The organism is Cupriavidus oxalaticus (assembly GCF_004768545.1).
In the GTDB taxonomy this organism is placed as follows: Bacteria; Pseudomonadota; Gammaproteobacteria; order Burkholderiales; family Burkholderiaceae; genus Cupriavidus; species Cupriavidus oxalaticus_A.
The window spans coordinates 1708442-1731313 of record NZ_CP038634.1 but is presented as its reverse complement, the minus strand read 5'-3'; the positions used below and the strand labels follow the sequence as shown (position 1 = coordinate 1731313).

Below are 22872 nucleotides of genomic sequence, written 5' to 3'. Positions count from 1 at the left end.
CCTTGTGTGTGTCTTCACTGCTTGGTCATGCGTGATTGCTTTTGCCGGCATGCCGCTCCAGGCAGCGCTGCAGCAGCGCCACCGGGCGCAGCCGGATATCGCTGTCGGGATAGGTCTTGCAGGCGAGCACCAGTCCGTCGCGCTGCTCCGACTCGGACAGGCAGGTGCGGCTCATCTTGCCCACGTGGTAGTGCCCGGCCTCAATACGCACCTTGCACACACCGCAGCCGCCACCGCGGCAGCCGGCGGGAATGCCACGCTGGCCCAGCACTTCCATGGCCCGCAACAGGTTCTGCTCCGGCGCGCATGCGTAGCGCTGGCCGCTGCCGGCGATTTCGACGGTATGCATGCATGGCCCTCCCCGATCAGATCTTGAACAGCGGGCTGCGCGCGCTGTTCTGCGCATCGCCCGCGGACAGGAACTTCTCTGTGTGGATATCCGCCTCGAACAGGCGTCCCTGCATCAACGTGCGGATGCAGGCCTCGATCATCGGCGGCGGCCCGCACAGGTAAGCCTTGTGGCCGCGGAAGTCGGCGCTGCCGTCCTTTGCGTAGAGCTGGTGCAGCACGTCATGCACGTAGCCGCGCGCGCCGTCCCAGCCGCTGCCGGCGGGCTCGTCCGACAGCGCCGGCACGTAGCGGAAGTTTGCATGCGCCTGCGCCAGCGCGTGGAACTCGTCGTCGTAGTACAGCTCATCACGGTTGCGCGCGCCCTGCACCAGCGTGATCGGCAGCGTTTCGCCGGCGGCGAGCAGGTCGAGGATCATCGAGCGCGGGCTGGACAGGCCCGAGCCGCCGGCCAGGAACAGCATCGGCACCTGCGCCGACTTGCGCACGAAGAAGCGCCCGTACGGGGCCGAGAAACGCAGTTCGCTGCCTACGGCCAGCTGCTCGTGCAGCCATGTGGTGGCGGGCCCGCCGGGCACGCGGCGCACATGCAGCTCGACCAGTTCATCGCCGGGCTTGCTGGCAAGCGAGAAGGCACGGGGCTGGTCGCAGCCCGGCACCTGCAGGTTCAGGTACTGGCCGGCCTGGAACGCGGTGCGCTGGCCGTCCTTCGGCTTCAGCCAGATGCCGAGGATGGTCGGCGTCAGCGCGCGCGTGGCCACCACCTCGGCGCGGTAGTCGGCCAGCGGCAGGCCTTCGGCGTCGGCGTCTTCCTCGATATCGGCTTCGATCACGAGGTCTGACTGCGCGGTGGCGCAGCAGGCCAGGCACTGCCCGTTGTCGCGCTCGAAGTCCATCAGCGCGAAGCCGGATGCATCGCCCTGGTCGACCTCGCCGTCGACCACCTGCACCTTGCAGGTGGCGCACAGGCCATGGCAGCAGGCATGCGGCAGCCACACGCCGTTGCGCAGGCAGGCATCGAGCACGGTCTGCCCCGGCGCGATGGGAATGGTCTGGCCGATCGGTTCAATGGTCAGCGAATACATCTCGGTCTCCTTGCTTGCCAACCGCGCATCAGCTGCCGCTGCCGCCGATGCCATCCAGCCCTGGTGTGCGGAAGCGGATCACGTCCTTGTGGCCCAGGCCGTTCTCTGCCAGCGTGCGGTCCAGGTCGGGCTGCCACGGCTGGCCGCCGCGCAGCCACTGCACCGCGCTCCAGTCGATGCGGGCGAAGTCCGGGTGATAGCCGTAGACGCCAGGAAGCACGTCCTGCACCACCGCGCGCAGCGGCATCGACGGCGCAAACGGGAAGCAGTGCGGCGCGCAGAACAGCAGGTGGCCGTCCCAGCCGATATAGAGCAGGCGGTTGCCGTGGAACGCGTCTTCGCGGTCGGCCGGCGCGAAGGTGTAGTCGCCGATGGATACGACGGGCATGGTTGTCTCCTTGTCTGTGATGCGTCGCTCAGGCGGCCGGCGCGATGCCCTTCCAGGCATTCCAGTTGCGCTGGTCCTGCGAGCCTTCGAAGTCGAGGTTGTCGGCGCCCTGATTGATGCGGTACCACTGCAGCACCTCAGGCAGCGTGGCGCCGCCGCAATTGCCCTGGTAGATCTGGTGCACCGGCAGCCAGGCCTGCGCGTACTTGCCCGGCTCGTCGTCGAAGATGTCCTTGCAGCCGTCGGAGCAGAAGTGGAACTTCATGCCGTGGTAGCTGCTTTCGCGGTAGCAGGTCTGGGTGGGGTCGTCCGCTTCGGAGAACACCATCGGGATCTGGCAGGTCTGGCACAGCATCGGCAGCGTGGCGTTGTAGAAGCGCCCGCCGGCCTGCTGCCGATCCTGCCAGTGGTCCAGGCGCGGCTTGTAGTAGCGCTCGAAGGTCTGGGGGTATTTCTCGGCCAGCCACGCCATCTCGTCGGCCTTCGGGATCCAGGTGTGGAAGCCCGCCGCGGCCGCGTAGTTGTAGAAAGTGCCCCACGCCTCGTGCGTGATGCGGTCCTTGGTCCTGGTGGCGACCTCGTGGTACTTGGGCATGCGCAGCCCGTAGCGCTCCAGGTCCTTGAACAGCGCGCCGCCGGCCTGCTCGAAGTACATCTCCCACGCCTCGGCCCACGACATCACGCGCTTGGGCAGCATGTAGTCCATCATCATCCCGACCAGCGTCAGCAGGCGGAAGCCGCGCCAGAACCATTTGTCCAGCCACTTCTGCAAGATCGGGATGTTGCCGGGGTCCTGCTCGCACAGGAACTTGACCACCTCCAGCCCCAGCGTCATGTGGCGCGACTCGTCCGACTGCGCCGAGAAGCCGAAGGTCACGGTGGCCATGTCGCCGTTGTACGCCGCGCCCGACATGAACGGCATGAACAGCAGGTTGGTCAGCACGTATTCGAACGAGAACGAGATCGCGGTGATGAACTCGAACGGCCCCGCGCTCATTGCGTCTTCAAAGTAGGACTTGGGCACCGACAGGTACCAGACCCGGTCGTGCATATGGCGCCATTCGCCGAAGCCGTGGAAGTACTTGTTGTAGACCGACAGCGTATGCAGCTGGGTCTGCGCGTGGCGCAGTTCGTCGATCGACTGCATCTGCGCCGCCACTCGCGCGCCGGCGCCGCGAAAGTGCCGGCCCAGGTGGGCATAGCCGCGGTGCGCGGCATATTCGAGCGGCGTCACGCCGGTCAGGAACAGCCGCAGCGCGTTCAGGTAGCGCGGGTCGGATACGTTGAGGTGGCCGTTGTTCTGCACGAACGAGTCGATGATCGCGTACAGCTTGCGCTCCTTCTCCGACTGGTATTTCCAGTAGGCGTCCATGGTCATGCGGAACGGGTCTTCCCACTTGTCCCAGTCGTGGATCTTGATCCCTTCGTACTTGTCGAAAGGAAAGACCTGGTCCATCGGCTCGTAGGTCGTTTCCCAGGCGAGGTCGCGCGTCATCGAGGCGTACTTCTCGCGCAGGTTGAGCTTCTTGCGTGCGTCCATGATGTCTCCGTGTTGTCCTGTATGCGTGGGGTCAGGCGTTCCAGCGCAGCGTGAAGGCGTCTTCGTCTTCGTCGATGTTTCCGCACAGCGAGATCAGGTTGAGGTGGATCTCCTGCAGGTCCCAGTCGCGGCCGAGCTTGCCAGCGACCAGCTCGCGCACGATGGTCAGGTGGCCGGGGGCGTCGATCTTGACCATGGCCGGGAACTGCGAGACCACGGCGTGCGGGTTGGCTTCGGTGATGGCGTCGATGATGGGGCGGGTGTCGTCGTTGTTCTGCAGGGCGATGTAGACGTTGGCAGCGGTCGTCATGGCGGGTCTCCTTCTTTGCAGTCAGGCAGCAAGGCCGAGCTTGTTCAGGCGGACTTCAAACTGTTCGCGGCACAACGCCACCATCTGGGCACCGTCGGCTCCGGTCAGTGCGTTGGCAACTGGGACCAGCGCTTCGGCTACCTGCGCCGCGGCGGCGTGCGCCCAGCCGGACAGCAGCGCGCGGTTCGCGTCGGACTCCGCGGCGGCGGCCTGGATCACCGCATCGACCCAGCGCGCATGCTCGTCGCGCCAGTCATTCATGAACTCGGTCAGCACGGCGAGGCCGGTGCCGCAGGCGCGCACGATGACCGCGTCGGCGTGCTGGTAGACCAGCGGGTAGAGCAGCCCGTCGAGCACCAGGTTCTGCGCGACGAAGGTCTCGAACCAGTCATCGGTGACGAAGCTGTGTTCGACATAGCGGCGCAGCGGCTGCCACGCCGCGCCTTCCAGCCACGCCACTCTCGCGCGCTCCAGCGCCACGCCGGTATTGCCGTCGAGCAGCATGCCGATGCGCGACAGGTACTGCGCGATGCCGAGGCGATCCATCGCGCAGTAGGTGCAGGCCTGCGTGATCGCCGTGCCCCAGCCATAGTCGGCGCAATAGAAGTTGTTCATGTTCGCGCCCCACTCCACGTGGCGCAGCGGCAGCAGGCCCGTGGCCAGGCGCTCCTGCCATTCAGCCGGCAACGCCTGCAGCAGGCCGCGCTTCTCGACGAAGGCGAAGTTCTTCTCGGCGGCATCCTGCTGGCGGCCGCGCGTGGTCACGTAGGCGCCGTAGTAGTACTGGCGCGGATCCTTTAGCGCGTACCAGTCCTGCATCACGATGGCGGTGCGGCGCTTGTCGTACAGCTCGAAGCCGGGGTCCCAGGTGGGGCGGTAGTGGAAGTTGACCTCCGACTGCACGTCGTAGGTCGCCTCCTGGTAGCGCGACGCGGGCTTGTCGCCGAAGCGGCGCGCCACGTGGCCGTAGGTCTGGCGCAGCGGCTGGATCTGCTGGGTCTTGATATCGACTTGCATCGCTTGGTCTCCTGTGTCCCTCTCTTGTGGTGCGGTGGGTGGGGTTGGTTCTGTCAGGCTTCGTCTTGCTGCGGGGCTTCTGCCAGCGGCGGCAGGAAGCGCACGCGGTTGACGCAGCAGAAGGCTTCGAACATCGGCTCTGGCATGATCAGTTCGACGTTGAGGTCGGGGTCGGCCACGCTGAAGGCGAATTGCACGAAGCCTTCCGGAGTACGGCCTTCGACGCGGACGTAGCGCGGCGTGGCTTCGAACAAGGGGACCGATGGGGTGGTCATGGCAGGCTCCTTCGCAATGGCTTGGGGTGCGGGGGTTATTGCGAAGACTGTGCCAAGGGCTTGGAAGGCTGGTGGGATAAGGGATTGCGGGGGATGGGCGTGGCTTGCGTCGGCGTTAACCCGCAGGCGCTGGCGTTGTGGCGATCATTCGATTGATCAAGCTGGGGGGAGTGTTTGATCAAATGATCAAAAGCCGCTTGGGGTGGGCGATTGCGGGTAGCGGGGGTATTGGGCGTGTTTGCCTTGCGGCGCAGCAGCTAGTTACACGGTTGTGCCTTTAAGTTGCTGATGTGACAGGGGAAATGCAGTGAGGCAGTGCAGCATTGCGCTACCGCGGGAACTGACAGGATGGACTGGGGATGGATTAAATGGTGAAGCCAGGTTTTGCTGTGCCTGACGGCTCGGCATCTGGCGGATACTTGATGCGCCCGGTTCCGCCCTAAAGGGCGGGTAACTCTTTGTCCGAGCGACAAAGAGTCACCAGAAAGCGCATTACTGTCCTGGGCGGACGGCCACTCTTATCGTAGTGGGCTGGGGCTTTCGTACGGGGCTTGGCTTCGTTGCAGGGCAGGACTGCCTGACGCCCTGGTGCGCCACGGTGGCTGGGATTGATTCGATTTTTGAACGAGCCCAGAGCTGTTGGGTGGCCCCTGCTGCTGGCGGCGTGGTAGGAACGCCTGCGGCTGCGCTGCGCGCGGGTCCTAGTTGGTTTGCTGGGCTTGGCGATATGGCTATCGCTAATGAGAATCCGGGGCCCGGTCTGAGGGAATTGGCTGGATGCACTTCGTGGAGGCTCCGGCCCTCTCCCCCGGCCCCTCTCCCGCAAGCGGACGAGGGGAGCGAGCAATGGGTAGGGATGCGCCTGTGGGCTCATCGGCGATAGCGCCAAGCGAGCGCAGCGACGCGTTCGTGCCGGAGCTCCTGACCTGAGATGCTGCCGGCGCGCAGCGCAGCCGTAGGCGTCCCCGCGTTGACGCCAGCAGCAGGCGGCCACCCAACAGCTCTGGGCTCGTTCAACAATGGCGTCAATCCCGAGCCACGGTGGCGCGCCAAGGCGTCAGGCAGTCCTGCCCTGCAACGAAGCCAAGCCCCGTACGAAAGCCGTTGCCCACTACGATAAGAGTGGCCGCCCGCAGGGCAGTTAACGCGCTTTTGGTTACTTTTGCCGCTCGGGCAAAAGTGACTCGCCCCTTTAGGGGCGAAACCAGGGCATATCAAATAGCTACCAGATGCCGAGCCGAAGGGATTAAAGCAATTTCAATTCCCCCCTCTCCTAATCTTCCACCGATAAGCCAACTGCGGCCGCGTAATCCCCAACAACCGCGCCGCCTGACTCATATTCCCATCCGTCCGCTGCATCGCAGCCTCCATCAACACCGTCTCCACATCCCCCAGCGCCAGCTGCTGCTCCGACAACTGGTCAAGCAACGCATGCACAGCCGCCTCACGCAGTTCGGGCAGCGTCCCGCCAGCACCAAGGCGTGGTGCGGTATCCACCGGCGGCGCAGCGCTTGCCGGCAGGAACAAATGATCCGCACCAATCTGCCCCCCATTGCTTGCAAGAATCACTCCCCGCTCAATCACATTCTCCAGTTCCCGCACATTCCCCGGCCAGTCATAGCGCCGCAGCTCCGCCAGCGCCCGATCGGTAATGCCAAGGATGCGCTTCCCATGGCGCGCGCCATAGCGCGCCAGAAAGCGTTCCGCCAGCAAACGAATATCATCCAGCCGCTCCCGCAACGGCGGAATCGTCACCGGATACACATTGAGCCGGTAATACAGATCCTTGCGGAAGGTGCCTTCCCTGACCGCCTGCGCCAGGTCGACATTAGTCGCGGCCACCAGCCGCACATCGACCTTGCGCGATCCCGAGCCGCCCACGCGCTCGACCTCTCCCTCCTGCAGCACGCGCAGCAGCTTGGACTGCGCCGATGCCGACAACTCCCCCAGCTCGTCCAGGAACAGCGTGCCGCCGTGCGCGCGCTCGAAACGGCCGGGCCGCGACTGGTGCGCGCCGGTGAAGGCGCCCTTCTCCACGCCGAACAGCTCCGACTCGATCAGCTCGTCCGGGATCGCCGCGCAGTTGACCGCGACAAAAGGCTTGTCAGCGCGGCCACTGACGCTGTGCAGCGCCTGCGCAAAGCGCTCCTTGCCCACGCCGGTCTCGCCCAGCAGCAGCACCGTCACGTTGCTGGCCGCGGCGCGCTGCAGCAGGTTCCATGCGGCACGGAAGCCAGGCGAGCTGCCGACCAGGTCGGCCGGCGTCGCGCGCGTTTCTTGCAGCGCGCGCAGGTTCTCGACCTCGCTCTGCAGCGCCATGATGGTTTCGATCACGGGATCCGGCTGGTACAGCGCCAGCACCTGCTGCCCGTCTTCCCAGGCCTCGACCGGCTTGCCGACGATGCGGCAGTGCGCATGGCCGCAGGCAATGCACTCCACCTCGCGATAGAGGATGGTGCGGCCCATCAGCGCCGAAGTGTAGCCGGTGGCATAGCCGATCTGCATCCAGCAGGCGGGCTCGTCGACAATACCGAACAGTTGCCGGTGCACGTCGCCCTCGAACGAGTCTTCCCACAGGAATTCGCCGTCGTAGATGCCGGCGGCGATATCGATATCGACCTTGACCGGCGTGACGCGGACCACGCCCTCGATGGTATGCAGGCACGGCCCGATCTCGAGCTGGCCGAAATCGCTCTGGCCGGCGCGCAGCTTCTTCGCGACCTCGGCATCGCGCATGCCGGAATGGAAGCCCATGCGCATAAACAGGCCGCGCGCGCGCTCCATGCCCATGGTGTCGACCAGCTCCTTGCGCAGCGCGCCAAGCGCCGCGGTGTGGATCAGGATCATGCGCTGCTCGTCGAGCCAGATCGCGCCTTCCTCCATGGCAAAGCGCAGCCGGCGCGCAAGGTCGGCCAGCCCGGCGCGCATGGTCGCCGAGAACTTGTCGGTTGAACTGCTCATTGTCTCCCCTCTGTGGCGGCGGGTAACCCGCTCGCGTGTGCCGTTTCACCGGCATCGCTTGCACATTATGTGCCAAAGGCAGAGGGGGTTTCTAGTGGATTTCCCTTGGAGAAACGGCCGTGCTCAGGCCCGGCAAAGCACCGCGGGCGCTTACGGTGGGACGCCGGCCCGCCACGGCCGGCGCTATATTGCGGGCCGGTCCCGGCATTACGCCAGCATCCGCACCTGCGGCTCGCGGTCCCACTGCCGCGTCTTGGCGGCCGCGATAAAGCGCGCGGTATCGCCGGCCGGCACCACCCCGTTATCGGGCTTGAGGTTGGCCTGCGCCAGCAGCGCATCGCCGCCGGCATCGGCCGCGATGGCTTTCAGGTGCGCGTAGGCAAAGCAGACGAAGTCCAGCGCCGCGCTTTCCTGCGCCAGCTGCGCCGCGCCGTCGGCGGACAGCACCACCGCCACCGCGTCGAACATCACGGATGGGGTGCCGGCAAGCTGCCCGTCGGCGGCCAGCCTGGAGCCGTCGGCCATTACCGCGCCGCCCACCTTGGGCGCGACGATCCTGACCGTGGCGCCGGCGGTGGCCGCAGCCTGCCGGATCGCCTCGACGGTCGCGCCATCGGAGCCATCGGCAACCAGGATGCCAACCTCGCGCCCCTGCAGCGTGTCTTTCATGCGGTCGATGATCTGCAGCGCCGGTGACGGCGGCAGGTCCTGCACCGGTGCGGCGGTGGGCAGCGGATCGGGCACCCGGTCCAGCGCCAGGCCGTCGGCGACGCGCCGGCCCAGGCCTTCGTCGATATTGCGCAGGTGCGCCACCATGCGCTCGCGCACGTGCACATGCTCGACCTTGGACAGCTCGAACACCAGCGCCGAGGCGATATGCGCCTGTTCTGCGCGGTTCTGGCTGCGAAAGAACATGCGCGCCTGGCTGTAGTGGTCGGCAAAGCTCTCGGCGCGGATGCGGCCCTTGTCGCCCTGCTCGGGCACGCGCGCGTTCGGGAAGCCGAGGTCCGGCGCCTCGCGCGGCGATGCGTCGTCGAGCGAGCTGGGATCATAGGCCACGCGTCCGCGCGGCACCTCCATCTGCATCTTGCCGTCGCGCTGGTGGTGGGCGAACGGGCACTTGGGCGCGTTGACCGGGATCTGGTGGAAGTTCGGCGAGCCCAGCCGCAGCAGCTGCGTGTCAAGATAGGAGAACAGCCGCCCCTGCAGCAGCGGGTCGTTGGAGAAATCCACGCCCGGCACGATATTGGCCGGGCAGAAGGCCACCTGCTCGGTCTCGGCAAAGAAGTTGTCGGGCCAGCGGTCGAGCACCATGCGGCCGACGATCTTCAGCGGTACCGTCTCTTCCGGGATGATCTTGGTGGGATCGAGGTGGTCGAACGGAAATTTCGCCGCGTCGTCCTCGGTAAAGAGCTGCACGCCCAGTTCCCATTCAGGGAAGTTGCCCGACTGGATCGCGTTGAACAGGTCGCGGCGATGGAAGTCGGGATCGGCGCCGGCGATCTTGACCGCCTCGTCCCACACGGTCGACTGCAAGCCCAGCCTGGGCCGCCAGTGAAACTTGACGAAGGTGGAGTTGCCCTGCCCGTCGAGCAGCCGGAAGCTATGCACGCCAAAGCCTTCGATCATGCGCAGCGAGCGCGGGATGGTGCGGTCCGACATGATCCACATCACCATGTGCATCGACTCGGGCGTAAGCGAGATGAAATCCCAGAAGGTGTCGTGCGCGCTGGCCGATTGCGGGAAGCCCCGGTCCGGCTCCATCTTGACGGAGTGGACCACGTCCGGGAATTTCATCGCGTCCTGGATAAAGAACACCGGGATGTTGTTGCCGACCAGGTCCCAGTTGCCTTCCTTGGTATAGAACTTGACCGCGAAGCCGCGCACGTCGCGCGGCGTGTCGACCGAACCCGCACCGCCGGCCACGGTGGAAAAGCGGGTAAAGACCGGCGTTTTCTCGCCGACTTCGGTCAGCATCCTGGCGGTGGTGAAAGCCGCGAGCGACTCGGTCAGCTCGAAGTAGCCATGCGCGGCCGAGCCGCGTGCGTGGACGATCCGCTCCGGGATGCGCTCATGGTCGAAGTGTGTAATTTTTTCGCGCAGGATGAAATCTTCGAGCAAAGTCGGGCCGCGCGGATTTGCCCTGAGCGAGTTCTGGTTGTCCGGAATGGGAATGCCCTGCGCGGTGGTCAGCGGCGGATGGCTGCTGCCGGCAGTCTGGTGCAGTTCGCCGCCGGTGCCGCGCCGGGCGTCGCCGTAGCCCGCCGGCGTGCCTGCTGCCGCCTGGCCTGCAGCGTTGTTTGCCCTGGGCCTTGCCTGTTTGTCGGCCATATCGATCTCCTTGCGCTGGGTAGTTGGAGGACGGGAGGAATGGGAACCTTCGCGATCGGTGCTCGTATCGGCTGGATAGCCGATATCTATTGAGTGCTTTACGCCGATCACAAGACCATCCAACCGCCAGCAATTGCCGCGCCTGGCGATACAGAACGTCCGGTTGCAAGACCAAGGAGACCAAATGTGCTTCGCGTCAGGCTTCTGACTGGCAAAAAAAACCGGCTCGCAGGCAGCGATGCCTGCGTGCCGGCGTGTGGAAGGGCCTAATGCAGGTCAGGCGCTCCGGCCTGGCGCTGCATTTGAGCGAGCACTACGGCGACGCCACGCCGGGATCGACGGTGTTCGTGCCGATGCAGGACATCGATGCGCTGCAGCGCGAACTGGCGGCGAAGGACTATGCGTATGCGCGCCCCGGTATCGAGACGCTCGGCTGGGGAAGGCAATTGCAGGTAGCGGATCCGTTCGGCAACCGGTTGCGCTTCTGCGAGCAGCCGGAATAGGCGCGAGCCTTCGCTACGCCCGCTAGTCTGCATCCCCGGCACCGATCGCGCCGCTGGCCATGACCTGCTCCATGCTCAGCTGCGCGATGCCCTGGTCGTAGCGGGCGCCATTGCCGCCTAGCACCCCGGTGGCCTGCCGCGCGACCTTGAGCAACGTTGCCACTGCCGCGTACATCGTCGGCGCCGCGGCAAGCCGCTGCTTCGGGCCCGACAAGGTCAGCGCGCCCACCAGCTCGCCGGTGGCGCCGAACACCGGCACCGAGGCCGAGGCGGTCTCGGCATCGCGCTCGCCATACGACACCGCCCATAGCCGCGCCCGCACTTCGCCCCATCGCTCGTCGCCGGGTTCGGTGAAAGCGCGCAGCACCTTGCCCGAGGCGCCGCGGTCGATCGGGAAGGCATCGCCGACGCCGATCGAGACGCGCACGGCGCGCGCCGGCTCGACGCGGTAGAGCACGAGGCGCTGCTCGCCCTGGCGCACGTAGAACGATGAGGTTTCGCCCAGTTCGCGGCTGACCTGCTCGAGCAGCGGCTCGATCACCGGACCGACGCGGAACGAGCGCTGGTAGATCGCCGCCAGCCGCAGCGGCTGCGGCCCGATCGCATACTGGCCGTCGTCGAGCTTGCGGATATAGCCGCCATGCTCCAGCGCCGCCAGCAGGCGCAGCACGGTGCTCTTGTACAGGTCGGTGCGGCGCGACAGTTCGGTCAGCGACAGGCGCTCGTCGGTCGGCCCGAAGGCGCCGAGGATGGCGAAGGCGCGGTCCAGTACAGCGACGCCGCTGGAGGTATCGGGGGCGCCGGCAGGTTGGGCGGGTTGGTTGTCTTCCATGGGCAAAGCGGTCGAAGTTCTGTCTAGTAGAACACAAATCCTAAGATTCTCGAAATTCGCGGGTATACCCGGATTAGTTTCGCTGCAGGACGGCATTAAAGTTCTTTTCTGTAGAACCATGTTCTATCTGAAAGAACAAAACGACGCCCCACTCGCCGCCAGTCAGGAGACCCAATGACCCGCCGATCCCTTCCTTCCCCGATGCTTGCAAAGCCGACGCGCGCGCTGGTTCGCGCCGTTGCCTGCTGCGCGCTGCCGGCGCTGCTTGCCGCCGGCGCCGGCGTCGCCCATGCCGCCGACGCCTATCCCGCGCAACCGGTCCGCCTCATCGTGCCCTTCCCGCCGGCCGGCGGCACCGACGTGCTGTCGCGGCTGGTCTTCAACAAGATCGGCATGGCGACCAAGTGGAACGTGGTGGTGGAAAACCGCGCTGGCGCCGGTGGCAATATCGGGCTCGACAGCGTGGCCAAGGCAAAGCCCGACGGCTACACCCTGGGCATGGGCCAGACCGCCAACCTGGCGATCAACCCCACGCTGTACCCCAGGATGCCCTACAACGCGCAGAAGGATTTCACGCCCGTGGTACTGGTAGCGGCACAGCCGGTGGTGCTGATCGTGCGCAACGACGCCCCCTACAAGACGGTCGCCGACCTGGTGGCCGCGGCCAAGGCGAAGCAGCTGTCGATGGCGTCTGCAGGCACCGGCACGGTCGGCCACCTGACCGGCGAGATGTTCGCGCGGCGCGCCGGCATCAGGATGCTGCATGTTCCCTACAAGGGCGCCTCGCCGGCGCTGACCGACCTGATGGGCGGGCAGACCGACTTCTATTTCGCCACGCCGCCGATCGCAATGCCCATGATCAAGGCTGGAAAGGTCCGCGCGCTGGCGGTGACCTCGGCCAAGCGCATGCCGCTGCTGTCCGCCGTGCCTACCGTTGCCGAGTCGGGCTACGCCGGCTTCCAGGCGGAAGACTGGAAGGCGCTGGTGGCGCCGGCCGGCACGCCGCCCGAGGTGGTGGCGCGGCTGAATGCCGAAGTCAACAAGGCGCTGGCGCAGGCCGACACCGTCAGCAAGCTGCGCGAGGAAGGCAGCGAGCCGCGCGGCGGCACCGCCAGGGAGCTCGGCGCCTTTATCCAGAGCGAGAACATGCGCTGGGGCGAGATCGTGCGCCAGTCCGGCGCGCGCGTCGAATAGCGGTTCAGACATCAACGGATCAGACACCAACACCATGCAAAAGCCCTTGCGCAACATCCGCGTGCTCGACCTCACCAACGTGCTGGCCGGCCCGTTCTGCTGCCACCAGCTCGCCCACCTGGGCGCCGAGGTCATCAAGGTGGAAACGCCGGGCACCGGCGACCTCGCGCGCCAGCTGGGCGCGGATGCCGAGCTGAACCAGCGCCTGATGGGCGTCTCCTTCCTGGCACAGAACCCCGGCAAGCAGTCGGTGACCATCAATCTCAAGCACGCTCGCGGCAAGGAAGTGTTCCGCAAGCTGGTGCGCAGCGCCGACGTGGTGGTCGAGAACTTCCGCCCCGGCGTGATGGACCGGCTTGGGCTCGGCTACGAGACGCTCAGGCAGGAGAACCCGCGGCTGGTCTATTGCGCGATCTCCGGCTTCGGCCAGGACGGGCCGCTGGCGGAACTGCCGGCCTATGACCAGATCATCCAGGGCATGTCGGGCGTGATGAGCATCACCGGCGATCCGCAGACGGCGCCCTACCGCGTCGGCTATCCGGTGTCCGACACCATTGGCGGCCTGACCGCCGCGTTTGCAGTGGCGGCATCGCTGGCGGACCACCAGCGCACCGAGGGCTATTTCATCGACGTATCGATGCTTGAGGCCACGCTGGCCACGATGGGCTGGGTGGTCTCCAACCACCTGATCGCCGGCAAGGCGCCGGTGCCGATGGGCAACGAGAACATGACCGCGAGCCCGTCGGGCACCTTCCGCACCGGCGACGGGCTGCTCAATATCGCCGCCAACAAGCAGGAGCAGTTCGAGGCGGTGTGCCGCGTGGTCGGCCGTCCCGACCTGGCGGGCGATACGCGCTTCGCGCAGCGGCAGGCGCGGCTCGCCAACCGCGCTGCGTTGACCGAAGCACTGGAAGCGGAGCTGGCGAAGAAGCCGGCCACCGATTGGTGGCCGCTGCTGAATGCCGCCGGCGTCCCCGCCGGCCCGGTGCTCGATGTGCCCGGCACGCTGGCGCATCCGCAGGTGCGCGACCGCGGCATGATCGGCGAATTTGCCGAAGTGCCCGGCGTGGGCCGCGACATCCGCGTGGTGCGCACCGGCTTCAAGCTCAACCGCGAGGCCCCGGCAGTGGATGCGCCGCCGCCAGAGCTGGGCCAGCACACGCGCCAGGTGCTGGAAAGCCTGGGCTACAGCAGCACGGACATCGACCAACTCAGCCAGGAGCGCGCAATATGAGCGGCATCGGCCAACCCAGCAACGCCGGCAAGGACGGCAAGGACGACATGGACCCGGGCCAGCGCCTGTCGCAGGACTGGTGGCACACCGGCATCATCGACATGAAGCCCGGCGAGATCCGCTACCGCGGCTATCCCATCGAGCAGTTGATCGGCCGCGTTTCGTTCGCGCAGATGATCTGGCTGATGCTGCGCGGCGAACTGCCGGGCCCGGGCCAGGGCGAACTGCTCGACGCCGCACTGATGGCCGCGGTCGACCATGGCCCGCAGGCACCTAGCATCGCCATCGCGCGCATGGCAGCCACCTGTGGCGTGGGGCTGAACAATGCGATGGCGTCGGCGGTCAACGTGCTGGGCGATGTGCATGGCGGCGCCGGCGAGCAGGCGGTGGCGCTGTATCAGGACGTCGCCGCGCGCATCGACAACGGCAGCAGCATGGACGATGCCGTCGCCGCGGCACTGCATGGCTACCGCGACCTGCACGGCAAGTTCGTTTCTGGCTTTGGCCACCGCTTCCATCCTGTCGACCCACGCGCACCGCGGCTGCTTGCGCTGGTCGAACAAGCCGCTGCCGATGGCGTCGTCACCGGGCGCTGTGCGTCGATCGCGCGCGCGATCGAACAGGCACTGTCCGCCGGACGCAGCAAAGCCATTCCGATGAATATCGATGGCGCCACCGCGGTCATCTATGCCGAGCTGGGCTTCCCCGCCCCGCTGGCCCGCGGCCTGTTCTGCCTGTCGCGCTCGGTCGGCATCCTTGCGCACGCGTGGGAGCAGACCTGCCAGGGCGGGCGCAACAAGGGACCCATCCCGCGCCAGTTCCTGTGGACCTATGACGGCGCGCCGCAGCGCGACGTGCCTTAGTTTAGTTAGTCGTTGATGAATCATTGCGTGGCGGCGGCACGCCTGCGCCTCGCCGCCATGCAAGACTGGCAAGCCCATGCACAACGCATCGCGGCACCAGTCATCCTTTTCCTATATCGATGTCGGCGCCTCACCGACAGCGAAGACAGAAGGCGGCCACTAGTATCCATGCAACAAGCAGTCACGCTCCCCACAAAAAGCTGATGCCCTCTCCGGCGTCCGGGCCGCGGCTGCGTTCCGCAACCCGAGAGTAGGAGAACGATCATGGATCGACGCCAGTTCCTGAAGTGGGGAAGTTTCATGACCGTCACGATCGCCACCGGCGGCCTGACCGCCTGCGGCGGCGGTGACGACGGCGATGAGCCCGATACCGGCAATCCGGAAAACTTCAATTTCGTACATGGCGTCGCCTCGGGAGATCCCAAGCCTGACAGCGTGGTGGTGTGGACCCGCGTCGAAGGCAACAACGGCAAGCGGCCCGTGGTGGTACGCCTGCAAGTCTCGACGCAGCAGGATTTCGCGCCGCAATCGCTGCTGGTCAACGAGCCGCTGATGGCCCGTCCGGAATGGGACTACACCATTCGCAACAAGGTCACGGGACTCACCGCCGGCACGCGCTATTTTTACCGCTTCCTGCTCGGCAACCGCGCCAGCACCGTGGGCCGCACGCGCACCGCCGCTGCGGCCGGCACGCCGCTGTCGCAGCTGCGCTTTGCCTTTGTCAGCTGCCAGGACTGGAACGCCAACCATTGGGCCGGCATGGAAGAACTGGTGCAGCAGGACCTGGACTTCATCGTCCACGTGGGCGACTACATCTACGAAGCGGTGCCCGGCGGCTCGCGCGCCGGCCTGGTGGAAGACCGCCACACCGCGCTGCAGCTGCCCAACGGCACGGTGCTGCCGGATGCCAGCGTCTACGCCACCACGCTCGACGACTACCGTTACCTGTACCGCAGCTACCGCAGCGATACCCGCTTGCAGGCGCTGCACGCGGCCTTCCCGATGATCGCGATCTGGGACGACCATGAGTTCTCGGACAACTGCTGGCAGGACCGCCAGACCTATGACTCGGACGACGACCAGACGCCACGCACCGCGCGCCGGCGCGCGGCCAGCCAGGCCTGGTTCGAATACCTGCCCGCAGACGTCAGCCTCGACACCAGCAACCCGTCGTTCCAGAACATCCAGATCTACCGTTCTTTCACCTTCGGCAACCTGGCGACGCTGCTGATGACCGACGAGCGCCTGTACCGCGCCAACCACGTCATGCCGGAGGAAACCATCGGCCGCACCGTGGGCAGCCTGTACCTCGTTCCCGCCGACACGCTGGCCGCCACCGAGGCGCAGAAGATCAGCGCCGCCGGCAATGCGCTGACGCCGGTATCGATGCTCGGCGACACGCAGCGCGCATGGTGGCAGGACCGCGTGGGCGGGGCGAATACCACGTGGAAGCTGTGGGGCAACCAGCTGTCGCTGCTGCGCATGCAGGTCGACGTCACCAAGGCCATCGCCGACCTGATCGCGCGGGCGCTGGTGCAGGCCCACAGTGCGCTGTCATCGCTGCAATCCGCCATCGCCAGCGCGCTGGAAAGCGACCTGGCCACGGCCAAGGCGGCTGGCACCTATGCCAACCTGGCGTACACCGAATTGCGCAACCTGCTGTCGCAGGCCGGCATCGATGCGGCGGCCTTTGACGCCAACATCCGCCCGCTGATCGAAAGCCGGCTGCCGGCGATCTCGCTGCTCGACCGGTTTATCCTCAATACCGACCAGTGGGACGGCTTCAATGCCGAGCGCAAGAACCTGATGGCGTTCCTGAAGGCCAACAGCGTGCGCAACGTGGTGGCGCTGAGCGGCGACATCCATGGGTTCTTCGGCGGCCAGGTCATGGACGACTACGATGCGGCCTCGCCCATGCCGGTGATGGTCGACCTGGTCACCGCGGGGTTGTCCAGCAATTCGCTGCTGAGTTCGTTCCGCGCTATCGTCGACAACGACCAGGAATTCGCCGCGTTGCGCGAACTGGTTTACAGCGACGTGGGCGGTGTGCTGTTCAACGCGTTCGACAACACGCTGCGCGCCTTCAATTCCTGGATCCGCCACGCCGACACCAACGCGGAAGGATACGCGCTGGTGACGCTGACGCCGGACAAGCTCAGCTGCACGTACCATACGCTGAAGTCCATCAGCGGCGGCGTCGCACCGGCGCTGCCGGCGACCGCAAGCACGCGGGTGCTTGAAGTGGCGGCAGGCACGGCGGATGTGAATGTGCTGTAGCAGGATGGGTGCGGTGCGGTACGGTGGGTGTATTCGGCTGCTGCGCCAGTCCGCTCAGGCGCCAGCCATACCCGCCGCGATCTTGCCCGCAATGCCAGCCAGCGGCGCCACAAACTTCGCCTCCGCCTCAGCCGGCTTGAGCGCGCGCGACAGGTAGACCACGTTCAGGCTTCCGAGCACGCGTTCCCCCGCGCGCAGCGGCACGGCAATGGCGCTGATGTTGCGCTGCTCGCTCCAGTCGCCATGATTGGTGCTGAAGCCATCCTGCCGCACACGCTTCACCAGGTTCTGCACGAACTGCGCATCGCTGGCGAGCGCGGCCTGGTGCTCGCCCCCGGCACCTGAGCGCAGCATCGCGACGATGCTCTCCTGCTCGGCCTCGGTGCAGTTGGCAAAGTAGGCGCGCCCCGACGCCGTCAGCAGCATCGGCAGCCGCCGCCCCACCATGGCGCGGTGGAACGACAGCGGGCTGAAGCGGTGCGTGGTCTCGCGGATGATCATCGCGTCGCCGTCGGGGGTGGTCAGGTCGGAGGGCCATACCACTTGCTGCAGCAGTTCGCCCATCAGCGGCGCGGCGGTGGTGGAGATCCATTCGTCGTCGGTGAAGCCTTCGCTGAGCGCGCGCACCTGCAGCGTCAGGCGGAAGGTGTCGTCCGACTCGCTGCGACGAACGAAGCCCTGCGCCACCAGCGTCTCCAGCAGGCGCCGTACGGTGGTGCGATGCAGCCCCGTCTCCTGCGCGAGTTGCTGGGCCGTCGCGCGCCCGCTTTCCATGCGGTTCAGCGCCCGCAGCACATCCAGGCCACGCGTCAGCCCCCTGACATTGGCGTAAATGGCATCCCGTTCCAGCGCCATAAAAAATCCTTTTAAATCAACGTTGTGCACTCCTTGCACAGTTTGCACATTTTTTTTGCCGCGAGCAATGCGGTCTCTAGACTTCCGTTCAAAGCAAGCCCCCCGAATGCAGGCACCCTGCACAGAACCTGGAGACAACCGAATGTCGACGCAAGCCGTCCCGGCCACCGCCCTCAATACGTCCACCACTGCCGCCAAGCCGTTCCAGAGCATCTGGGCCGACCTGCGCGGCGTCAGCTTCACCCAGGGCTGGCTCGATGCCGGCGGCATCCAGACACGCTACCTGCACGCCGGCGACCGCAGCAAGCCCGCGCTGATCCTGCTGCACGGCGTCGGCGGCCACGCCGAAGCCTATGTGCGCAACCTGAAGGCGCATGCCGAACACTTCGACGTCTGGGCCATCGACATGATCGGCCACGGCTGGACCGACAAGCCCGATGGCCCGCGCGAGGTGTCTGCCTATGTCGACCACGTGATCCGCGTGCTCGATGCGCTCGACATCGAACGCGCCTCGTTCAGCGGCGAATCGCTGGGCGGCTGGGTCGCCTCGCAGTTGGCGATCGACCATCCCGGTCGTGTCGAGCGCCTGGTACTGAACACCGCCGGCGGCTCGCAGGCCGACCCCGTGGTGATGGAACGCCTGAAGACGTTGTCGATGCGCGCGGTCGAAGACCCGAGCTGGGACTTCATCAAGGCGCGCGTGGAATGGCTGATGGCCGACAAGTCCAAGGTCTTCGACGACCTCGTCGCCACGCGCCAGGCGATCTATGCGCAGCCCGGCATGGTCGAGGCGCAGCGCGGCAACATGGTGCTGCAGGACATGGAGACGCGCCAGCGCAACATCCTGCGCGCCGGCGACTATGGCCGCATCCAGGCGCCGACGCTGGTGCTGTGGACCTCCGACGATCCCACCGCAGATGTCTCGGAAGGACGGCGCATCGCCACCATGATTCCCGGCGCGCTGTTCACGGTGATGGATGGCTGCGGCCACTGGCCGCAGTTCGAGGATGCCGACACCTTCAACCGCATCCAGCTGAACTTCCTGCTCGGCAAGCCGGTGCCCGAGGCCACCGCGGTCTGATGCGCTGCGCGCATCCCTGACGACTGGGCTGCGCACATCCCTGACGGTCCGGGCCGCGCCCGGACACCCACAACACATAACGGAGACAGACATGACCCACGCCATCGCCATGGCGGGCGGCGACGCTCGTCCTGACACTGTCGATTGCGATGTCGCCATCGTCGGTGCCGGGCCGGTCGGCCTGATGATCGCCAATATCCTCGGCCTGCAGGGCGTCAGCGTGGTGCTGGTGGAAAAGCTCGCGCAGATCATCGACTACCCGCGTGCCATCGGCCTCGACGACGAAGCGCTGCGCGTATTCCAGTCGGTCGGCCTGGCGCAGACGCTGCTGCCGCACACCACGCCCCACCACTGGATGCGCTTCGTCACCGCGGGCGGGCGCTGCTTTGCGTCGATCGAGCCGCGCACCGACGAGTTCGGCTGGCCGCGCCGTAATGCCTTCATCCAGCCGCTGGCCGACCGCATCCTGTTCGAAGGCCTGCGGCGCTTCCCGCATGTGCGCACGCTGCTGGGCCACGGCGTGGCGTCGTTCACGCATGACGACCACGGCGTGCAGATCGAAGCCGCCGACGAAGCCGGCCGGCCGGTGCGCATCCGTGCCGCCTATATGGTCGGTGCCGACGGCGGCAACAGCCTGGTGCGCCGCGCGCTCGACATGCCGTTCGAAGGCCGCACCAAGCCCAACCAGTGGATCGTGGTGGACGTGCGCAACGACCCGATCGGCACGCCGCACATCTACATGCACTGCGACCCCGAGCGGCCCTATGTGTCGGCCGCGCTGCCGCACGGCATCCGCCGCTTCGAGTTCATGGTCATGCCCGGCGAGACCGAGGAAGAACTGTCGCGCCCCGAGAACATGGCCGCGCTGATTCGCAAGGTGGTGGCCGACCCGGACAAGGTCGACTACATCCGCAAGCGCGTCTATACCCACAATGCACGCCTGGCGCGCGACTTCCGTGCCGGCCGCGTGCTGCTGGCGGGCGATGCCGCGCACATCATGCCGGTGTGGCAGGGCCAGGGCTACAACAGCGGCATCCGCGACGCCAGCAACCTGGGCTGGAAGCTGGCGATGGTGGTCAAGGGCCAGGCCGGCGATGCGCTGCTCGACACCTATACGGCCGAGCGCCGCGCCCATGCGCGTTCGATGATCCACCTGTCGGAGGTGGCCGGCGATATCTTCGCGCCTGCCAGCCGCGCGGGCTCGGCGCTGCGCGACGGGCTGACCAGGGTGCTGAACCGCTTCCCCGCGGTCAAGCAGTACTTCGTCGAGATGCGCTTCAAGCCGATGCCGCGCTACGAGCAAGGCGTCGTGCTCCTGCCCGAAGGCCAGCGCCGCGCGCATCCCGGCCTGCTGGCCCGCTGCCTGGCGCGCTCCGGCAACTCCGCGCTGGGCCGACTGCTGGGCCTGATGAGCGAGAAGCGCGAATCGCTGGTCGGCCGGCTGGTGCATGGCCGCGACCCCGCGGGCAACTCGCCGGTGGGCCGCATGTTCATCCAGCCGCTGGTGCGCACCGAAGCCAATAACGTCGAGCGCCTCGACGATGTGATTGGCAACCGCTTCGCCATCCTCGGCTGGGGCACCGATCCCACCTTCGGCCTGACGGCGCAGGCGCGCGCGGTGTGGCGCCAGCTCGGCGGGGTGTTCGTGCTGGCCAAGCCGGATCCGCAGCTCGACTACCGCGACGACGTGCCCGCTGGCGTGATCGCCGTGGGCGACGTGCATAACCGCCTCAAGGACTGGTTCGGCAACCAGCCCGGCTCGGTGGTACTGCTGCGGCCCGACCGCTTTGTCGCGGGCATGTGCTCGCCGCAGCAGGTCTCGGATTCGGTGGTGGCGCTGGCGCGCAAGCTGGCCTTGCGCACGCCGGCGGCCGAGGAGGCCGGGGAAACCGATACGCGCGCCGCCGCCCGTGCCGCCGCGCCTTCGTACGAGGCGCAGGCCGCCGCCGTCCGGCAGCTTGCCGCGGGAGCCTGACATGCCGATTCATCTCGAATGCCTGTCGCATACGCCGCTGCACGGTTACTACGACCCGGCGCCGGCAATCGTGGCCGAGGTCGAGCGCCTGCAGGCCGCCGCGCGCGCCCGCGTGGAAGCCTTCGATCCCGAGCTGGTGGTGGTGTTCGCGCCCGACCACTACAACGGCTTCTTCTATGACGTAATGCCGCCGTTTTGCGTCGGCGTGGCGGCCAGCGCCATCGGCGACTTCAACAGCCTCGCCGGTCCGCTCGACGTGCCGCAGGACGTGGCGCTGGGCCTGGCCGAAGCGGTGATGGCGCAGGACCTCGACGTGGCGGTGTCGTACCGCATGCAGGTCGACCACGGCTGCGCGCAGGCGCTGGAAGTGCTGACCGGCGCGCTCGACCGCTACCCTGTGATCCCGGTGTTCATCAACTCGGTCGCGCCGCCGATGGCAAGCTGCCGCCGCGCGCGGCTGCTGGGCGATGCCATCGGCCGCTACCTGTCGGGGCTGGGCAAGCGCGTGCTGGTGGTCGGCTCCGGCGGCATCTCGCACGAGCCGCCGGTGCCGGAGATTGCCGGCGCCAGCGCGGAAGTGGCGGAACGCCTGATCGCGGGGCGCAACCCGCCGCCGGCTTCGCGCCAGGCGCGGCAGGAGCGCACCGTGGCCGCCGCGCGCGCCTTTGCCGGCGGCGACAGCCACCTGCATGCGCTCAACCCCGACTGGGACCGCGCGTTGCTGGCGCTGCTCGCAAGCGGCGAACTGACCCGCGTCGACGGCATGACCAACGACGGCATCACGCGTGACGCCGGCAAGTCGGCCCATGAGGTGCGCACGTGGATCGCCGCCTTTGCCGCACTCGCTGCGAGCGGCGCCTACCGCGCCGAACTGGACTACTACCGCCCGATCCCGGAATGGATTGCCGGCTTCGCGCTGATGCACGCCGCGCCCGCGCATCACTGACACTTCTCAAGGACACAGCCATGCCAGACCAGGAAACCATCCTCGCCCTCGCCGCACGCCTGCGCGAAGCCGAGCGAACGCGCACACCGGTAGCGCCGCTGCGCGGCGAGATCGCCACGGACGACGCGGCCACCGCCTACGCCGTGCAACGCGCCAACGTCGCCGTCTGGCAAGCCGGCGGCCGCCGCGTGATCGGCCGCAAGATCGGCCTGACTTCGCCCGCGGTGCAGCGCCAGTTGGGCGTTGACCAGCCCGACTTCGGCACGTTGTTCGCCGACATGGTCTACGGCGACGACGAGCCGATCCCGATGGCGCGCACGCTGCAGCCCAAGGCCGAGGCCGAGGTGGCGCTGGTGCTGCGCCGCGACCTCGACGTAGCCGATGCCACCGTGCTCGACGTGCTGGGCGCGGTGGACTACGTGCTGCCGGCGATCGAGGTGGTCGGCAGCCGCATCGCCAACTGGGACATCTCGTATGTCGACACGGTGGCCGACAACGCCTCCAGCGGGCTGGTGGTAATCGGCGCAGTTCCGGTGCCCCTGGCTGGCCTCGACCTGAAAGCGGTGGAGATGGAAATGCGGTGCGGCGACGAACGCGTCTCGCACGGCAGCGGCGCCGCCTGCCTGGGCCATCCGCTCAACGCCGCGGTGTGGCTGGCGCGCAAGCTGGCCAGCCTGCGCGACCCGCTGCGCGCCGGCGACCTGGTGCTGACCGGGGCGCTGGGGCCGATGGTGCCGGTGCAGGCCGGCAAGACCTATGCAGCGCATATCACCGGCGTCGGCACCGTACGCGCGAAGTTCGCCGACAGCTGACATGACTGCCGAAGCTTTGAACCCATAACGACAGAGAAACGGAGA

At 66.9% G+C, this 22872-nt stretch carries 19 protein-coding genes and 1 pseudogene; 9 read left to right on the top strand and 11 right to left on the bottom strand.

Features of this window, described 5'->3' with window-relative positions:
* Nucleotides 1–25 precede the first annotated feature (25 nt).
* The 9 genes from E0W60_RS07760 to E0W60_RS07720 form a co-directional block, all read right to left on the bottom strand.
* Nucleotides 26–349 carry a 2Fe-2S iron-sulfur cluster binding domain-containing protein gene (locus tag E0W60_RS07760; protein ID WP_133094763.1) on the bottom strand — a complete coding sequence of 108 codons (324 nt, stop codon included), beginning with the start codon at nt 347–349 and terminating at the stop codon, nt 26–28.
* Between the two features lie 16 nt (nt 350–365).
* The gene (locus E0W60_RS07755) at nt 366–1433 is read right to left on the bottom strand and encodes an NADH:ubiquinone reductase (Na(+)-transporting) subunit F (protein ID WP_133094762.1); all 1068 of its coding nucleotides are present in this window, start codon (nt 1431–1433) and stop codon (nt 366–368) included.
* Between the two features lie 28 nt (nt 1434–1461).
* Nucleotides 1462–1821, bottom strand: coding sequence for a phenol hydroxylase subunit P4 (locus tag E0W60_RS07750; protein WP_133094761.1), 360 nt, complete (start codon nt 1819–1821; stop codon nt 1462–1464).
* Between the two features lie 28 nt (nt 1822–1849).
* Nucleotides 1850–3361: an aromatic/alkene/methane monooxygenase hydroxylase/oxygenase subunit alpha gene (locus E0W60_RS07745; protein ID WP_135703551.1), complete on the bottom strand. Its 1512-nt coding sequence runs from the start codon at nt 3359–3361 to the stop codon at nt 1850–1852.
* A 31-nt stretch (nt 3362–3392) separates the two neighbouring features.
* Entirely contained in the window at nt 3393–3671 is a 279-nt protein-coding gene (locus tag E0W60_RS07740; protein WP_133094759.1) for an MmoB/DmpM family protein, read from the bottom strand.
* A 21-nt stretch (nt 3672–3692) separates the two neighbouring features.
* Nucleotides 3693–4688, bottom strand: a complete 996-nt coding sequence (locus tag E0W60_RS07735; RefSeq protein WP_133094758.1) for an aromatic/alkene monooxygenase hydroxylase subunit beta — start codon at nt 4686–4688, stop codon at nt 3693–3695.
* A 53-nt stretch (nt 4689–4741) separates the two neighbouring features.
* Complete coding sequence (locus E0W60_RS07730; protein ID WP_133094757.1) at nt 4742–4963, bottom strand: phenol hydroxylase subunit; 222 nt, start codon at nt 4961–4963, stop codon at nt 4742–4744.
* Nucleotides 4964–6220: 1257 nt separating this feature from the next.
* Nucleotides 6221–7924 carry a phenol degradation transcriptional regulator PoxR gene (gene poxR, locus E0W60_RS07725; protein WP_135703550.1) on the bottom strand — a complete coding sequence of 568 codons (1704 nt, stop codon included), beginning with the start codon at nt 7922–7924 and terminating at the stop codon, nt 6221–6223.
* 207 nt (nt 7925–8131) lie between these two features.
* Entirely contained in the window at nt 8132–10255 is a 2124-nt protein-coding gene (locus E0W60_RS07720; RefSeq protein WP_135703549.1) for a catalase, read from the bottom strand.
* A 272-nt stretch (nt 10256–10527) separates the two neighbouring features.
* Here E0W60_RS07720 and E0W60_RS07715 point away from each other — a divergent pair.
* Nucleotides 10528–10758 (top strand): annotated as a pseudogene (locus tag E0W60_RS07715) (glyoxalase superfamily protein); the annotation flags it as partial.
* 22 nt (nt 10759–10780) lie between these two features.
* Here E0W60_RS07715 and E0W60_RS07710 read toward each other — a convergent pair.
* The gene (locus tag E0W60_RS07710) at nt 10781–11590 is read right to left on the bottom strand and encodes an IclR family transcriptional regulator (protein WP_133093346.1); all 810 of its coding nucleotides are present in this window, start codon (nt 11588–11590) and stop codon (nt 10781–10783) included.
* 174 nt (nt 11591–11764) lie between these two features.
* On the opposite strand from E0W60_RS07710, the gene E0W60_RS07705 reads away from it, so the two are divergent.
* The 4 genes from E0W60_RS07705 (at nt 11765) to E0W60_RS07690 (ending at nt 17158) form a co-directional block, all read left to right on the top strand.
* Nucleotides 11765–12784, top strand: coding sequence for a Bug family tripartite tricarboxylate transporter substrate binding protein (locus E0W60_RS07705; RefSeq protein WP_431189854.1), 1020 nt, complete (start codon nt 11765–11767; stop codon nt 12782–12784).
* 34 nt (nt 12785–12818) lie between these two features.
* Nucleotides 12819–14018 (top strand): CaiB/BaiF CoA transferase family protein, encoded by a 1200-nt coding sequence (locus E0W60_RS07700; RefSeq protein ID WP_135703548.1) that lies wholly within the window; start codon nt 12819–12821, stop codon nt 14016–14018.
* Nucleotides 14015–14881 (top strand): citryl-CoA lyase, encoded by an 867-nt coding sequence (locus tag E0W60_RS07695; protein ID WP_135703547.1) that lies wholly within the window; start codon nt 14015–14017, stop codon nt 14879–14881. The genes E0W60_RS07700 and E0W60_RS07695 overlap by 4 nt, the downstream gene beginning before the upstream one ends.
* A gap of 264 nt (nt 14882–15145) precedes the next feature.
* Nucleotides 15146–17158 (top strand): alkaline phosphatase D family protein, encoded by a 2013-nt coding sequence (locus tag E0W60_RS07690; protein WP_135703546.1) that lies wholly within the window; start codon nt 15146–15148, stop codon nt 17156–17158.
* A 54-nt stretch (nt 17159–17212) separates the two neighbouring features.
* On the opposite strand, the gene E0W60_RS07685 is transcribed toward E0W60_RS07690, so the two are convergent.
* The gene (locus E0W60_RS07685) at nt 17213–18013 is read right to left on the bottom strand and encodes a DNA-binding transcriptional regulator (RefSeq protein WP_135703545.1); all 801 of its coding nucleotides are present in this window, start codon (nt 18011–18013) and stop codon (nt 17213–17215) included.
* Nucleotides 18014–18155: 142 nt separating this feature from the next.
* On the opposite strand from E0W60_RS07685, the gene E0W60_RS07680 reads away from it, so the two are divergent.
* From E0W60_RS07680 to mhpD, 4 genes are all read left to right on the top strand, one after another.
* Nucleotides 18156–19094 carry an alpha/beta fold hydrolase gene (locus E0W60_RS07680; RefSeq protein WP_135703544.1) on the top strand — a complete coding sequence of 313 codons (939 nt, stop codon included), beginning with the start codon at nt 18156–18158 and terminating at the stop codon, nt 19092–19094.
* 91 nt (nt 19095–19185) lie between these two features.
* Nucleotides 19186–21069, top strand: coding sequence for a bifunctional 3-(3-hydroxy-phenyl)propionate/3-hydroxycinnamic acid hydroxylase (locus E0W60_RS07675; protein ID WP_135703543.1), 1884 nt, complete (start codon nt 19186–19188; stop codon nt 21067–21069).
* Between the two features lies 1 nt (nt 21070).
* Entirely contained in the window at nt 21071–22015 is a 945-nt protein-coding gene (locus E0W60_RS07670) for a 3-carboxyethylcatechol 2,3-dioxygenase (RefSeq protein ID WP_135703542.1), read from the top strand.
* A 20-nt stretch (nt 22016–22035) separates the two neighbouring features.
* Nucleotides 22036–22827 carry a 2-keto-4-pentenoate hydratase gene (gene mhpD, locus E0W60_RS07665; protein ID WP_135703541.1) on the top strand — a complete coding sequence of 264 codons (792 nt, stop codon included), beginning with the start codon at nt 22036–22038 and terminating at the stop codon, nt 22825–22827.
* The last annotated feature ends 45 nt before the right edge of the window (nt 22828–22872 follow it).